This window comes from Exiguobacterium sp. N4-1P (assembly GCF_002214325.1).
The window spans coordinates 1,357,225-1,372,017 of record NZ_CP022236.1 but is presented as its reverse complement, the minus strand read 5'-3'; the positions used below and the strand labels follow the sequence as shown (position 1 = coordinate 1,372,017).

13 protein-coding genes and 1 pseudogene are annotated in these 14,793 nt (G+C 44.3%); 6 read left to right on the top strand and 8 right to left on the bottom strand.

The window, feature by feature from the left end; translation table 11 throughout:
* Positions 1-16: 16 nt before the first annotated feature.
* The gene (locus A0126_RS07135; RefSeq protein WP_088837039.1) at positions 17-904 is read right to left on the bottom strand and encodes a helix-turn-helix transcriptional regulator; all 888 of its coding nucleotides are present in this window, start codon (positions 902-904) and stop codon (positions 17-19) included.
* Between the two features lie 85 nt (positions 905-989).
* Here A0126_RS07135 and A0126_RS07130 point away from each other — a divergent pair, with 85 nt between their 5' ends.
* Complete coding sequence (locus A0126_RS07130; protein ID WP_088837038.1) at positions 990-1,511, top strand: dihydrofolate reductase family protein; 522 nt, start codon at positions 990-992, stop codon at positions 1,509-1,511.
* A gap of 129 nt (positions 1,512-1,640) precedes the next feature.
* Positions 1,641-2,968 (top strand): annotated as a pseudogene (locus A0126_RS07125) (IS3 family transposase).
* 96 nt (positions 2,969-3,064) lie between these two features.
* Here A0126_RS07125 and A0126_RS07120 read toward each other — a convergent pair.
* Positions 3,065-3,997: an NAD(P)-dependent alcohol dehydrogenase gene (locus tag A0126_RS07120; RefSeq protein ID WP_088837037.1), complete on the bottom strand. Its 933-nt coding sequence runs from the start codon at positions 3,995-3,997 to the stop codon at positions 3,065-3,067.
* A 143-nt stretch (positions 3,998-4,140) separates the two neighbouring features.
* Between A0126_RS07120 and A0126_RS07115 the strand changes: the two genes are divergently transcribed.
* Complete coding sequence (locus A0126_RS07115; protein ID WP_088837036.1) at positions 4,141-5,352, top strand: MFS transporter; 1,212 nt, start codon at positions 4,141-4,143, stop codon at positions 5,350-5,352.
* A gap of 100 nt (positions 5,353-5,452) precedes the next feature.
* Positions 5,453-6,112 carry a hypothetical protein gene (locus A0126_RS07110; protein WP_088837035.1) on the top strand — a complete coding sequence of 220 codons (660 nt, stop codon included), beginning with the start codon at positions 5,453-5,455 and terminating at the stop codon, positions 6,110-6,112.
* A gap of 45 nt (positions 6,113-6,157) precedes the next feature.
* Here the strand turns inward: A0126_RS07110 and A0126_RS07105 are convergent, their stop codons facing one another.
* The 3 genes from A0126_RS07105 to A0126_RS07095 form a co-directional block, all read right to left on the bottom strand.
* A complete protein-coding gene (locus tag A0126_RS07105) occupies positions 6,158-6,763 on the bottom strand; it encodes a GNAT family N-acetyltransferase (protein WP_088837034.1) in 606 nt (201 codons plus the stop codon).
* Between the two features lie 199 nt (positions 6,764-6,962).
* Positions 6,963-8,171 carry an iron-containing alcohol dehydrogenase gene (locus A0126_RS07100; RefSeq protein ID WP_088837033.1) on the bottom strand — a complete coding sequence of 403 codons (1,209 nt, stop codon included), beginning with the start codon at positions 8,169-8,171 and terminating at the stop codon, positions 6,963-6,965.
* Between the two features lie 219 nt (positions 8,172-8,390).
* Positions 8,391-9,065 carry a bifunctional 4-hydroxy-2-oxoglutarate aldolase/2-dehydro-3-deoxy-phosphogluconate aldolase gene (locus A0126_RS07095; protein WP_088837032.1) on the bottom strand — a complete coding sequence of 225 codons (675 nt, stop codon included), beginning with the start codon at positions 9,063-9,065 and terminating at the stop codon, positions 8,391-8,393.
* A gap of 189 nt (positions 9,066-9,254) precedes the next feature.
* Here A0126_RS07095 and A0126_RS07090 point away from each other — a divergent pair, with 189 nt between their 5' ends.
* The gene (locus A0126_RS07090; RefSeq protein ID WP_088837031.1) at positions 9,255-10,022 is read left to right on the top strand and encodes an IclR family transcriptional regulator; all 768 of its coding nucleotides are present in this window, start codon (positions 9,255-9,257) and stop codon (positions 10,020-10,022) included.
* A gap of 64 nt (positions 10,023-10,086) precedes the next feature.
* On the opposite strand, the gene A0126_RS07085 is transcribed toward A0126_RS07090, so the two are convergent.
* From A0126_RS07085 to kduI, 3 genes are all read right to left on the bottom strand, one after another.
* Positions 10,087-11,043, bottom strand: a complete 957-nt coding sequence (locus A0126_RS07085) for a sugar kinase (protein ID WP_088837030.1) — start codon at positions 11,041-11,043, stop codon at positions 10,087-10,089.
* Between the two features lie 41 nt (positions 11,044-11,084).
* Positions 11,085-12,101, bottom strand: a complete 1,017-nt coding sequence (kdgT, locus tag A0126_RS07080) for a 2-keto-3-deoxygluconate transporter (RefSeq protein ID WP_088837029.1) — start codon at positions 12,099-12,101, stop codon at positions 11,085-11,087.
* A 449-nt stretch (positions 12,102-12,550) separates the two neighbouring features.
* Positions 12,551-13,381: a 5-dehydro-4-deoxy-D-glucuronate isomerase gene (gene kduI, locus A0126_RS07075; protein WP_088837028.1), complete on the bottom strand. Its 831-nt coding sequence runs from the start codon at positions 13,379-13,381 to the stop codon at positions 12,551-12,553.
* A 787-nt stretch (positions 13,382-14,168) separates the two neighbouring features.
* Here kduI and A0126_RS07070 point away from each other — a divergent pair.
* A complete protein-coding gene (locus tag A0126_RS07070) occupies positions 14,169-14,780 on the top strand; it encodes a hypothetical protein (protein WP_088837027.1) in 612 nt (203 codons plus the stop codon).
* The last annotated feature ends 13 nt before the right edge of the window (positions 14,781-14,793 follow it).

Here is a 14,793-nt window from a genome sequence, read left to right as displayed (position 1 = left end):
AGAATCACTCCTTTTTTCAGGCATCATAGGACACGAGCAGGTCCCTTGCCTGTTTCAGGATTTCTTCCTTTAGTGTTGACGGTTCAAGGACTTTTACGTTTTCGCCCAGTCCAAACAACTGCCGTCCGAGAAACGGTAACTCGGTAACCGGAACAGACCACGTCCGCTGTGCGTTCAGCGGTAAAATCCCTTCAAGCAACCGTTCCCCGAGTGACGTCATTTCCAGTCGGATCGTCACCTGTTCACCTGACTTCACCTGACGTTCTGCCTCCTCGAACGTCAGCTGTTCGGACGAAATGGTCGTCGGTAAGACCTGCTCCATCCGGTCGACCCGGTACTGCCGCAGTCCCCGGTCAGTCTGGGCGAGCAGATACCAGCGATTGCGTTCAAACGTTAAACCGATCGGATCCATCAAAATCGTCCGTCGTCCGCTTGTCGTCCGGTAAGTGATTTCCCCTTTGACTTCCGCTTCCAACAATCGCAACACGTCTCGCGTCAACGGAGATGGCGGCGTATCGGGTCGGGCAAAACGGACCCGTCCTTTCAGGCGGTCCATCTTCGCTTCAAGGTCCGGCGGCAGTTCATGGAGATACCATTCAGCAAGATCCCCCCGTAACGGACCGAATGGCAGATCGGGAATTTGACCGACCCAGTCGAGCATTAAAAATAAAGTGATCGCTTCCTGTTCCCGTAAGGCAAGTGGCGGCAGCAAACGGTTCGGCAGGACCCGGTATCCGCCCTCTGCTCCCCGCTCGCTGTAAATCGGATATCCATTTGCTTCAAGTTCGAGTACGTCCCGTTGAATCGTCCGTAACGAGACGCCGCACGCTTCCGCCAGTTCCCGCGCCGTCAACAGCTGTTGCCGATTAAGCAGACGCATCAGTTTCAAATGGCGACCTTTCATACAAAATCCCCTCTCTAATTACGACATCTTTTGTCATAATTATAGCGTAGACTAGAGATAGCTCGAACAAAAGGAGGAGTTATTGATGACTAAAACCGTTTTATATATCGCCTGTAGTCTCGATGGAAAGATTGCCCAATCAAATGACTCGCTCGATTGGCTGTTCGCTGTCGAAGGGGACGGTGATAATGGGTACGCGGCGTTCATGGAAGACGTCGATGCCGTCATCATGGGTCGAAAAACCTTTGACGAAGTCTTGGTCCTCAGTGAGGACTATCCGTACAGTGGACTCGAGAACTACGTGTTGACCCGGCAGAGCGATCAACAGTCCGAATACGCGACCTACACGAATGAGCCACTCGATGTGTTGATTGACCGGATTAGTCCGACCATCAACGGCAAGATTTGGCTCGTCGGCGGCGGCGAGTTGATTCAAGAAGCCTTACGGTTACAATTGATTGATCAGCTCGAACTGGCGATCGCGCCGGTCGTCCTCGGCAGCGGGATTCCACTGTTTCCGGAAGGGACGCTTGAGACACGGTTCCGGCTGACCAGCTGTCGTCCGTCCGGTCAGTTCATCATGGCGACGTATGATGTCTTGAAGTGACGTTCTACGCAGATAAAAAACACCTTTGAAACGCTGTAAACTGTACCCTGAGTAATAGACACTTAAAAAAAGTCTATTGCTCAGGGTTTTTGTGTACACTGGATTAAATCAGATCGGGAGTGAATCGAGATGTCGACAAAGTTATTTACGTCTAAAGAGATAAATGCTTTACGTATCAATCCATATGTGAAGTCCGTAAGCCCGAAAGGGGTCACGTATACCGATGAATTCAAAGAACTTTTTATAGCACAGACTTTTGATGGAAGATTTCCTGTGGAAATTTTTCAAGACTGTGGTTTTAATATCGAAGCGTTAGGGACACATCGTATAAAATCCTGTAAAAAACGATGGTTAGCGTCCTATAAACGGGATGGGGTAATGGGCTTACGTGATACTCGTAAAGGCAATTCAGGTCACAAGAAAGATGGAACACTCTCTGCGGAAGAACGTTTTGCGAAGCTCGAGGCAGAAAACAAACTGTTGAAGGCGGAGGTCGAACTATTAAAGGAAATCCGTTTGGCAGAAGGGAGAGAAAAGCAGGCTTAAGCGCATCGCAAAAGTATGAGCTGATTCAAAGAATCGTCATCAAGCACGAAATGAAAGGGATGGTTAGCCACCTCTGTCAAGTAGTCAGAGTATCACGTCAAGGATACCACGCCTATTTTTCAAAACGGAGAATACAGATGAGACAGGAGCGTGAAACGAAGGACATCGTTCGCCGTGACCTTGTCTTGAAGGCATTCCACTTCAAAAAACGTAAAAAAGGAGCTAGGCAGATTAAGATGGTTCTGTCTGGTCACTTTGGTGTATCCATGAATCTAAAATGTATCCGGCGTATCATGCGGAAATACAACATCGTGTGTCCGATCCGTAAGGCGAAACCATATAAACGGCTCATCAAGGCGACATCCGAGCACCGGGTGGTGCCGAATCATCTCCGGCGCGAATTCAAGCAGGAGACGCCCTATAAAGTCCTCCTCACTGATATCACTTATATATTTTATGGAAACGGCAAGCGAGCTTATCTTTCAACCATCATAGACGGCTCAACCAACGAAGTACTAGCGCACCAACTTTCTGAAAACATTAAACTCGATATCGTATTGGATACACTGAAGAAGTTACGGAAGAACCGTCGGGTTCGTTTGGCGAAGGATGCCTTCATCCACTCAGACCAAGGTGGGCACTACACGAGTCCTACTTACCAGAAACAAGTAAAACGTATGAAGTTAGTTCAGTCCATGTCTCGTAGGGGCAACTGTTGGGACAATGCCGTTCAGGAGTCTTTTTTCGGACATTTCAAGGACATTATTGAGTTAGATCAATGCACAACGTTCGAATCTTTGTGTAGTGAGGTCCGTAGGACCATCAACTACTACAATCATCATCGTTACCAATGGAACATGAAAAAGATGACTCCCGTACAATACAGGAATCATCTACTTGAAGCAGCATAAGTTTTTTTCAAATGTCCTTTACATAGGGTACAGATTACTGCAGGCAAAGGTGTTTTTTGCGTCAGTCTGACGGTGTCCGTCCTGACGAAGTGGCATCTAATCCGTTTTACCGGAATCCTCCACGACCGACACGATGACATTGCCGTATTTCCGCCCGGAATCGACGTAACGGTGGGCAGCGACGATCTCTTCGAGCGAATATACCGTATCGATGACCGCTTTGATCTTCCCAGTTTCAAACCACTCATTCAGTAGTATCAAATCTTTTTTCAGCGCCCGCGCCACGCCGTGTCCGGCGACTGAACGAAACGCCCCTTTCGCTCCGACGTGCTTACGTGCCGTTCGTTTCTCCACCTTTCCGGACGCGTCAAATACTGCGTCATACGTCGTCAGGTGCGCATCATATCCTTCTGCTGTATAGTCGACGACACCATCCGCGCCAAGACCTTCCACCAACTCAACGTGCCGTCCGCTGCAGACCGCCGTCACATGAAGTCCGTATTGTTTGGCGATTTGGACGGCAAGCGAACCGACGGCGCCCGAGGCTCCGTAAATCAAGATCGTTTTCGCCTGCTTAAGGTTCAGCTTCCGGAAAAAATGGAGGACGGTCGTTCCGCCAAACGGAAGACTGGCTGCTTCCGCGAAGCTTGCATTGCGCGGCATCTGCCCGACACAGCTCGTTTCCTTGATACAGGCATATTCAGCGTAACCACTAAAGCGCATCCCGGTCAGGGCATAGACACGGTCGCCGACTTTAAAATCCTGGACGCGATTGCCTGTCGCGACGACTTCACCGGCTAAGACAACCCCTAAAATTGGCTGTCTCGGTGCTTTAAACCCGATGACGACACGCATCGGAAGTTTCCCTGCTGCCGGTACATCGAGTGCCCGCAGACGACGATCACCTGAATGCACGGCGGAGGCATGGACTTTTATCAGTAACTCAGATGCTTTCGGGACAGGCTGTTTCACTTCTCGCAGCTTAAGTACATCCGGCGGACCATATGCAGTACAAATGACGGCTCTCATCGTACCCCTCCTCAAGCTTATTTGTTACTTAAGTAATACGACAGATCGGTACAAACAACCTGCACGGTTCAGGCATTGTGAACCCTGGAATCATCCGATATACTATTGGTAATATATGTATACAAAAAGCGGGTGGATTCCCCTTGTCTCGTGCTACGACGCTCCTAGCTTCATTCGGCATTTCGCAATTCGGTGACTTTATTTACCTTGTCGCAATCAATGTCTACCTCTATCAATTGACCGGCTCTGCCACCGCTGTCGCCGGACTCTGGATCATCGGTCCGTTTGCCGCCCTGTTCACGAAATTTTGGGCCGGCAGTCTGATTGACCGGGTCGATGTACGCAGGTGGTTGATCGGGACGGACTTCATCCGGGCGTTGCTCGTCGCGCTGATTCCGTTCCTGTCGACACTGCCGTTGATTTATCTGACGCTGTTTGCGCTCGCCCTTGTCAAAGCGTTTTTTGAGCCTGCTGCGACGACCTACCTGACACAACTCGTGCCGGACACCGGTCGGAAAACGTTTAATGCCTACCGTGGTCTGATCACGTCGAGTGCTTTTTTGATTGGTCCGGCGTTAGCCGGCCTGCTGTTACTCGTCGCGACCACCGATGTCGCGATTTGGATCAATGCCGGCTCGTTTGTCGTTTCCGGGGTTCTACTAGCTTTCCTGCCCTCCGTTCCCCGTCCCCCTGATGTCGAGAAATTACGATTCACCGACGTCGCAGCGGACTGGCGCACCGTCGCCCGATTCAGTCGGTCGAACCGGTTTATCATCGTGATTTACGTCATCGGATTGTTGACGATGAGCCTTGCGCTGGCGATGGACGCCCAGGAAGTCGTTTTTCTGCAGACTGTCGTCGGACTATCGGTAACCGATTATGGACTGTTGATCAGCTTGACGGGCATCGGTTCCGTGCTCGGCGGACTGACCGTTGCCCGTTTCTCGCGTCGCCTGCCGCTCAAAACGTTGCTCGTCAGCGGTTATCTGTTCGTCGCAATCGGTTACTTGATCTATGCGACGGCCACCTCTTTTTTACTCGTCGCGACCGGTTTCATCTTGCTCGGCTTTTTTAATGCCTTTTCCGGGACCGGCTTTATGACGTTTTATCAAAACAATGTGCCCGATGAATTGATGGGTCGTGTAACGAGCCTTTATGGACTTGGGCAAAGCATGCTCCACATCGTGTTGATTTTATTCGTCGGTTTTACGGGTGACCTGTTCCCGCTCCGCTTCACCGTGTTGACGGCTGCCTGTCTGTTGGTCGGACTGAGTCTGCTTCAAAGCATCGCTGTCCTCCTGCCGGGTAAACAACTATATTTTAAAGAAGATTTGCCGGCGAAACACATTTCCTAAATCAGACGGCGTGACGTTCTCCTTTTGAAATTGACAAATTATGCTAAACTTAAACCCATCTACATAATCAATGACATAATACGAACGGAGTGAATGCCACATGCACATTTTGATTGGACAACCGAAACAAGAAACAGACTTACAACAGTTACGACGAGAGATTGCCGCCTATCCTGACATCGACATCGTGTTGTATCCGGAAGGCTACTGCCGGCAGACCGATCTCGCGACGCTCTGTCAACTAGCAAAACAGTACACGACGATGATCGTCACCGGGTACCGGGACGCCGACCGGTTAGATCGGGCCTTGATCATTAACGAACACGGGGAAGTCATCCTCGACCGGGCAAAAACGCCGGAAGCCGGTCCGCTCTATCAACCGTCGACCGTCGACGATGATGGACAACGGTACGGGTATCTGCTCTGTCGCGAAATCTTCTTAGGACTGGACGGGCTGAAAAACGATACCGTTGAGTTAATTTTCAATCCAATTGGCGTCGGGATGTTCAGTCCGGAACAATATGCCGAGTGGTCCGGCGAAGCAGCACGCATCAGCCGCCAGCAATCCGCCATCGTCATCGGGACGAGTCATGCTGACGGTTCTTACCGCAACTGCGGCTTTTCGATTCCGACGGCGTTTGCGTATGACGCGACCGGCGAAGCGATTTTCCTGTCAAAAGACGATCGACAGACACGGATTCTCGATACGGTCACGAACACGGTTACCGTCATCGATTCGTTGATTGAGAACAGAACATAATCAAAAAGCCCTCGACCGCTCAAAGTGGTCGGGGGCTTCATTCGTTCATTGATGTTGTTTTTCGTTCTGTTCCGCTGCCTGACGTTGCGTCACGTACTCCTCCCGTAAAATGGAGTACATCTTGACATCGTGAAACGTCCCTTTGATGAAAATCAAGCGGCGTAACGTGCCTTCGTACGTCATCCCGACCTTTTCCATCACCCGTGCTGAACCGACGTTCGGTTCCATGCACCGCGCCTGAATCCGCTCCAGCTGTAACGCCTTAAAACCGAAGTCCAGCACCCGTTCCACGGCTTCTGTGACGATGCCTTCGCCCCAGAATTGCCGCGATAACGCGTACCCGAGCTCGGCCTGTTTGTTTTCATCAAGCAACAGATGAATGAAATCAATCGTGCCGATCATCTGTCCCGTCGCCTTCCATTCAATTGCCCACGGTGCCTGTTTTCCCTGTTCGTAGTTCGACAGGACGTGCGTCAGGAACTGCTGCGCCTGACCAATCGTCTGATTTGCATTCCACGTCACGTAACGCGCCGTCTCCTCGTCCTGGGTATAGGCGAACAAATCGTCTACGTCCTCTTGGCGCATCGGCCGCAAGAGCAAGCGGTCCGTCTCAAGTGTTGGTAACGTCTTGTAAAATTGTTCAGTAGTCATCCAGGATTCTCCGTTTCTTTTTTTACATTATATACAAAAAAACGAGACAGTACAATTATTGGATAAAAACCGTTTAATCCTTGCACTGTATGTGTACTTCTACTCGCTTGATCGCCGTAGCGTATAATGAAGACATTCAAAAACCCCCCGAATCGGAACTTGTATCAAGTGTCCGTCATTCGGGGGTTCCGTACATTATTCAACTATATGTCAAATGACTATTTTGAGACATCTCGTAAATTTTGATGATTTCCTCTTTCGTAATCGGTCGTGGTCCAGTTGTCGTACTCGGTTCACTTCCCGGGAACATTCGTACTACATCTTCGGCCATTCTTTCGAATTGGTCAGACGGGATGTCAACATCTTCAAGCGTCAGATAAGATTCTGTATCTTTCAACCATTCCACGACTTTAACTGAAAGTAACTTAGCTGCTTTCAAATCATCTTCTTCCGTTACACCGAAACATCTTCTAGCTAATTTTGCCCATCTAGCAGGCATCGCTTCTGCCATCACTTTAAGATATGGTGGAATAATGATTGTCATCCCTCTTGCATGCGGTAAATCATAAACAGCACTTAAAGGCATTTCAATTGAGTGCATCGGAATTGATCCCATTCTCCCTAGCGCCTGGAAACCAGACCATCCAAAGATTGAACATAACGCGATTTGCCCTCTGACAGCGATATCGGTCGGATCTTTAATGATTTTATCAAAATTTTCTTTTAGTGTTAAAATCATTCCTTCTGTTGCCCGATCTGCAAATTCCGATTCTGCCTGGCTTGATAAATAATGTTCGATCAGATGAGAGAAAATGTCGACACAGCTGTCTTTAGTGATCGAAAGTGGTACAGACGTCAATAACCCTGGATCTACGATGGCAACTTTCGGGTAACGATATGCTGATCTAGAAAAGCTTTTCTCATTCGTTTCAGCATTTGTTAAAACACCACCAGCATTACACTCTGAACCCGATGCCGACATCGTCGGAATCGCAATGATTGGATAAGCGCCTGTGTACTCACGCGGAACTCTGTCCCCTAAGACAACATAGTCCCATGACTTACCGCCAGAAAAACCTGTAGCAGCGATATATTTTGAACCATCGATTACACTTCCACCGCCTAGTGCAATGACGAAGTCACACTGCTCCGACTTAAATATCTCAATCGCTTTATCGATTGTCTGCGCTCGTGGATTTGGTTCGATTCCAGTAAACGTCACAAATTCAATTCCCGCTTCTCTTAACAGGGATTCCACGTTATCAATGATCGGGTCTAAAAATCCACCTCTTTTATACGTCGCAATCATTGCCTTTTTTCCGTACGACTTAGCGATTTTACCGATTTCATTGACTCTACCTTCACCATAAACGATTTCTGTAGGGAAATTCCAATTAAAATTATCCATTTTCAATCTCCTTTATTTAAAAGATTTTTAACGTAACAACTTCTTTTTGTCTCACAATACGGAACGGCGTTCCATAAAATAATTATAACGTTTCTTAAAATAAAAATCTACATAAATCCCTTGTATTTCGCGGAATTTCAAAAGCTTTATTACGATATTCAGTTTAAAAACCGCATCTTTTTCTTATAAACTGTCCTCTACTATTTGACCGGCTTCCCTTTACACTCTTACCTTTTCAACTTCTTCGCCATCCCGTCGCACACTTCTGACTTTTTCTACATATTGTGCGGCGTATTCACTAATCAGGTTATAATCCCCGCTCTTCGCCGGGGTTATAAGATTCCCCCCCACCCCTACGGCTACACATCCGTTTTTTATCCATTGATCTACATTGTCTAAACTAACACCGCCGGTCGGCATTATATTTACTTGGGGCAGTGGTGCATGGACCCCTTTAATGAATTCCGGTCCAAAATTGTTCCCTGGAAACAGCTTTACAATATCGACTCCTGCCTCTAGGGCCTGTTTCATCTCTGTAATTGTCATGCAACCTGGCATATACGGTACCTGATACAGATTGCACAACTTTGCTGTAGCTTCGTCAAAACAAGGACTTACGACGAACTGTGCACCTGCTAAAATAGCAATCCTTGCCGTAGTAGAATCCAGAACAGTCCCTGCTCCAATCACCACCGAATCATCGCCAGTAAAGAGTGATCTTAATTTTGAAATGACACTATCTGCTCCATCAACTGTAAATGTTATCTCAATGCCTTTAATCCCTCCCTCCACGCAGGCTTCTGAAATTTTAATAGCTTCTTCTTCACTGTCTGCTCTTATTACCGCTACTACACCACAGTTCGTAATGCTGTTTAAAATCTTTAGTTTATTCATTAAGTTCCCTCACTTTTCAATAATTTTTCATACCACTTAAGAATTTTCAAATTTAGTTTCATTTCCTGTTATTTAGTAAGCCAAATTTTCATCAATCTTTGGTATACTTGAGAAACTAAACAAGTCTTGAAGAGACTGATTTTAAACAGTCCCTAAAACAAAAATACTAAAATAAAGAGGTTGAAGATTTTGTCTAACGTTCAATCATTAGAAAGAGCACTTACTATTTTAAACAAACTGTCAGAATATCCTGATGGCCTTAAAATTTCCCAATTAACTGAACAACTGGACTTATCCAAAAGTACTATTCACCGGTTGTTAACTACGCTGGGAAGCATGAATTATATCGCTAAGGATGCCGAAACAAACAAATACAAACTGGGGTTACAAATTCTTTTCCTCTCTAGAAATATTTCGGACAGCAACGAAATAATACGTGCTGCAAAACCTTTCATCGAAAAACTGTCCAAAGACATAAATGAAACGGTTCATTTATGCATAGAAGATCGTGGTGAAATTGTTTATATTGATAAAATCGAAAGTAACCACACAGTCCGAATGTTTTCACGGATTGGTACACGTGGCCAAATGTACTGTACAGCCGTAGGTAAAATCCTGCTTTCCGGAGTAACTCCAAGTTATTTTGAGGAAGTTGTTGAAAAAATTGATTTTGCTCCACGAACTCCAAACACGATTACATCACAAGGAGAATTCCGGCTAGAAATCGAAAAAGTAAAACAGCAGCAATATGCACTGGATAATATTGAAAACGAAGAAGGTATTCGTTGCATCGCTGCCCCGATCTACAACCATAAAGGTGAGATCATTGCTAGCTTTAGCGTATCTGGTCCTAGTAACCGGGTAACGATGGATATGATCGAAGATACTTTGATTGATAAAATGAAAGATACGAGTTTAAACATTTCGCAAACACTTGGTTTTACGGATGTTAACTAGTTTTCAATAATTCATACGATAAAAGTAAAGAAAACCGTTGAACACGGTCATCTTTACTTTTTTTCTACATTGTCAAATCAATTGCATTGCCTGCCATAAATTCTCCTAAACGTCTACGATCAGGCAATCCGTCATTGTCCCCAGGTGACATTACCGCCAACGCACCGATAGCAGTTCCCCGTCTTACTGACTCTTCCAGTGATAATCCTTCCAAGATACCGCTTATCACACCTACTGCAAAACCATCCCCGGCACCGACAGTGTCCACCACTCGATCAACCGGATAGCCATCTGTATAAAATTGATTTCCTTCCGAGCTAGTGTAGGCTCCATCAGCTCCAAGCTTCATCACGACTGTTTTAACCCCGAGATTATGATAAAATCTTGCAATGGCTTCAATTGACTTTTGTCCTGTCAATATTTCCCCTTCGCCAACACCGGGTAGTACGATATCCGCCAAAGAAGCTAACTCATTGACGACTTCAACCATCTCTTCTTTACTGGACCAAAGACCGGGCCGTAAGTTTGGATCATAAGAAACTTGAATACCTTTCATTCGTGCTTTTTGCATCAAGGTGTAGACCATTTCTCTGCAGTCTTTAGATAACGCAGGTAAAATCCCTGTCACATGAACGTGATCAATTGCTTCCAAATCCAAGTGTCGGATGGTTTCCGCATTCATATGTGATGCTGCAGAGTTTTTTCTCGCTGAGAACACTTCTGGATCAAATTTGCTTACCTTTTGTTTCCACTGCATTCCTGTTTTATAGGTTTCGTCATACGTTATATGACTCGTATCAATTCCATTCTCGAGTAAAAAATTCTCAATCGTTCTTCCGAACGGGTCTTGACCTAGTTTCGTGACGTATGTCATCTCATGTTCAAGACGAGACATCCCGATTGAAAAGTTAACTTCCGCCCCAGCCACAAAGCGGCTAAAGTTTTCAACATTTTCAAGTGGACCTTCTTGTTCGGCAACAAACAATGCCATAGGTTCTCCAATAGTTACAATTCTACTCATCATAATCTCTCCTTATTATTTAAAAGGTTTTTCTCTGAATTTTACGATTGTAAGACTTCTTTCATCTCTTCCGGATGATTTTGAGGGTCTTGGTGATCCTGATTTTTGTTTTTATTTTTCATATACTTGGCCCAATAGGCAGTTAAAATCGGTACTAAAATCGAAGTTACGATAACTGAAGCTGCAACTAATGCTGTAGCAGATTGTGCAATAGGAAGGAACTCCGGCTTCATCGTCGCGATAATCATCGGGTTTGCAACTGCAGCTCCCGCCGTACTAGAAGCTGCCAATCCTGCAGTACCGTTACCTCCCCCAATGAATTTGTCTGCCAGCATCAATGGAATACCAGTCACAATGATGACTAAAACCCCTAATATCACTCCACCCAGTCCTGTCTGCAGAATTACTTTTAAATCGATTGCATTACCTAATGCGAATCCAAAGAAAGGAATCATTACGTGTGATGCTCTACTGAAGAAGTCTCGCACATCACTATCCAGATTCCCCAGTATAAAACCAACCAGGAAAGGCAATACTGCGCCTACAAAAACATGCGGTTCAAAAGCAGCTACTCCTGTAGATCCTAAAATTAGCATGGTCACTAATGGACCCGACTCGATTGACATTAAAACAAATGCACCGGCTTCTTCTTTAGAACCGTATTGTTGCATGATTGATGCGTACAGTCCTCCGTTTGTCATATCCATCGCCGCAATTAAAGCTAAAACCGAAAAACCTGCAAAAATGCCTGTTTGGATACCATCAACCGGAATAAAGGACGATGCAATAACAGCAACTACCCACGCTACGGCAATTTTAGTTAGTACAAGAGTTCCAGATTTTCTTAATACTGTACCGGTCGCTTTAATATTTATTCCTGTTCCCATACAGAAGAACCAAACCGCTAAGATTGGAACGGTCCCCGTCATTAAGCCGTTCGTAAAAGAACCAAAATATTCACCGGATCCCGGGGCAAACGTGTGAATAAGTGCTCCGAGGAACAACGGAACTAACATTAAACCACCGGGAATTTTATTAAGTGTCTTCATAATTTTCATTTTTTACACACCTTTCATAATTGATTTAAATGCTAAATTTCATTGAAAAGATTATTTGGTTACTACAATGCAGATTACCGCCAATATTGATAACGCTTTCAAAAATATGTTTTTTAAAATTTCAGCCGCGAGTGACCACCCATGATCTATCCGGTGTATGTGACTCCTTCTCTACAACAACGTTTTTAACTTTAAGAACGAAATAACTACCTAGGTATTTTTGATCTGCTTCCAAAAATTCTTCTACATTCATCAATTCAGATTTATTTAAATAGAAAAGCGTATCTTCTTCATCATAACGACCAACTGAATACGGAGAAAAACCTGTTATTTCTAAATCGGCTAAGACTGTTTTTAATTCCTCTTCTAGAATATCCGTACTTTTAAGTTTGTTAATTTCCAGTAATCAAGTTAGCATCGTCTCACATGAACCTTTAGCGTTCAGACACTCATCGCATTTCCTCTAATTTTACTGGAATCGCGTCACTGATTGTTTTATTGTCGCCTGCCATCCCCCAAACAAATGCATAATTACTAGTTGCCGTACCGCAATGAATTGACCATGGAGGTGAAATCACTGCTTGCTCATTTTTCAGAATGACATGTTTTGTATTACGCGATTCCCCCATGAAATGAAATAACCGTGCATCCTCGTCCAAATCAATATACAGATACACCTCAGTTCTCCGATCATGTGTGTGTGTAGGAACGGAATTCCATACACTTCCTTTATCGAGTTGAGTCATGCCCATGACAATCTGGCAACTTTGAATGCCTTCCTCGTGAATAAAGCGACGAATCACACGTTGATTGGCATTATTTACAGTGCCCAACCGATCTCCCTCAATTGAACGAAAAGATACATGTTGAACGGGGTATTCTTTATGCGCCGGTGCTGAAAAAATGTAATACTTTGCTGCGTGTCCAGAAGATTCGCTTGAAAATACTAGTTCTTTTTTTCCTAACCCTACATAAAGGCAGTCCTTGTTTTCCATATCGAAAGTTTTACCATCGACGACAATCTTTCCTTTGCCCCCAACATTAAATATTCCGACTTCTCTCCGATCTAAAAAATATTCTGATTGCATCTGATCCGTACCTTCTAATAAAATCTGAGCATCCTTCGGTGTAATGCCTCCAATGATTATACGATCATCCATTGAATAAACTAGTTTAGTTTCATTTGATACAAATAACTCCTCGATCAAATAATTTTCCCGTAACTCCGCTGTACTAAAATCTTTAACTTGGTTTGGATGAGTCGAATATCTTGTTTCCATAAAAAAATACATCTCCTTTAGTTTCTGAATTTTAAACGCGAAAAGACAAATCTAATTTAAAATGAAGGCGTTTACAAAAAAGATTAAAAAAATAGTTTTTGTTCCGTATTGTGAAACGACGTTCTACATAATGATTATATAATGCTGTTTTAAAAAAAGCTAGCGAATTAATATTGTCAAAATTATGAATGTAACTTGTGTATTTTTTCACTAATACGTAATTAATTATCCATATATAGGTTTTAAAAGGTGAGCTACGTCCTCATCAAACCTCTCTTGAATGCAAAAAAACAGCAAATCTTTTTTAACGGATGATTGGTCGGTAGGAGATTGTTTTACTTAATCGTTACTTTTTTAAACAAGCATATTTGCTTGCTGTTAATAGTAGAACTATTTCGATGTAAGTAAAAATCCGGTTGGAAGTGATCATATAACTCTTGAGTACATAAAACTATTTTTTACAATGCTTGCTAATTCAAACTAAAATGAACGGGGGCTTCTGTATGTTTTATGTAAATAGAACGCTGTTTTGTTTTTTTTATTGTTAAGCAATAAAAAAATAGGAAATACACATTCAAGTGAACCTCTAGATTAATTATTTTTTAATTTTTTTACCTTTCATGAATAAAAACGTGAATCATAATTTGTACTTTTCTAATTTCTTGTTTTCTTATTTCTCATTTCCCATCTATAAAAAATCCGTTTGCGTTTGGAAATAATAAACAGTATATTTAGACTGAGTATTCTGATAATTATTTCCAAATTAAACAGGAGAAGGAGTGTTTCTATGATGACGACTCAAAAACGCTTGCTTTCACTCGCTACAATCACCGTCCTTACCGGAGGAGCTGTCTTTGCTTTTACGAATACAGATGGATTCAATACGCAGGACGAAACGGTATCCGATGTTGCAACGACTGACACTACCGTCACAAAAGTCAGCACTTCCCGAGTATCGGGTACCCCGTCAATCCAAAAATTAATGAGTGCCGGGATGGTCCAGACGTATCCGGGCGATCCTGCACTAAAGAAAAACTCTTTCCGTGTTGATCCGATCGTTTTATCTGCCCCAAAAGAATTGAAGCTGAAAGAAAAAGACGGGTACCGCTACATTACGGTTCCGCTCATTTTACACAATAAAGAAGGTACGTCAGACGGCTATAGCGTCTATCGTCCGAATGCTTTCTCGATTAACGACGGTCACGGGCATGACTATGCTCCGGTCGACTACATCAGTCATAACAAGAAAGCCTGGAAGTACGAACATCAATACATCGCTCCGAACCGTCTCGTGATGGATGTCGTCTACCACGTCCCGAAAAATGCCAATACGTTCGTTATGTTTGCGTCAAGCGATGCTTTCCCGAAGACGTATACCGTCAAAATCAGCATCGATTAACATGCTGATCTTT

Coding starts and splice junctions, on each gene's coding strand:
- A0126_RS07100 (WP_088837033.1), bottom strand. CDS start 8,171: ATGGATAATTTTAATTGGAATTTCCCTACAGAAATCGTTTATGGTGAA.
- A0126_RS07120 (WP_088837037.1), bottom strand. CDS start 3,997: ATGAGAGCCGTCATTTGTACTGCATATGGTCCGCCGGATGTACTTAAG.
- A0126_RS07135 (WP_088837039.1), bottom strand. CDS start 904: ATGAAAGGTCGCCATTTGAAACTGATGCGTCTGCTTAATCGGCAACAG.
- kduI (WP_088837028.1), bottom strand. CDS start 13,381: ATGGAAACAAGATATTCGACTCATCCAAACCAAGTTAAAGATTTTAGT.
- A0126_RS07130 (WP_088837038.1), top strand. CDS start 990: ATGACTAAAACCGTTTTATATATCGCCTGTAGTCTCGATGGAAAGATT.
- A0126_RS07095 (WP_088837032.1), bottom strand. CDS start 9,065: ATGAATAAACTAAAGATTTTAAACAGCATTACGAACTGTGGTGTAGTA.
- kdgT (WP_088837029.1), bottom strand. CDS start 12,101: ATGAAAATTATGAAGACACTTAATAAAATTCCCGGTGGTTTAATGTTA.
- A0126_RS07105 (WP_088837034.1), bottom strand. CDS start 6,763: ATGACTACTGAACAATTTTACAAGACGTTACCAACACTTGAGACGGAC.
- A0126_RS07085 (WP_088837030.1), bottom strand. CDS start 11,043: ATGAGTAGAATTGTAACTATTGGAGAACCTATGGCATTGTTTGTTGCC.
- A0126_RS07070 (WP_088837027.1), top strand. CDS start 14,169: ATGATGACGACTCAAAAACGCTTGCTTTCACTCGCTACAATCACCGTC.
- A0126_RS07110 (WP_088837035.1), top strand. CDS start 5,453: ATGCACATTTTGATTGGACAACCGAAACAAGAAACAGACTTACAACAG.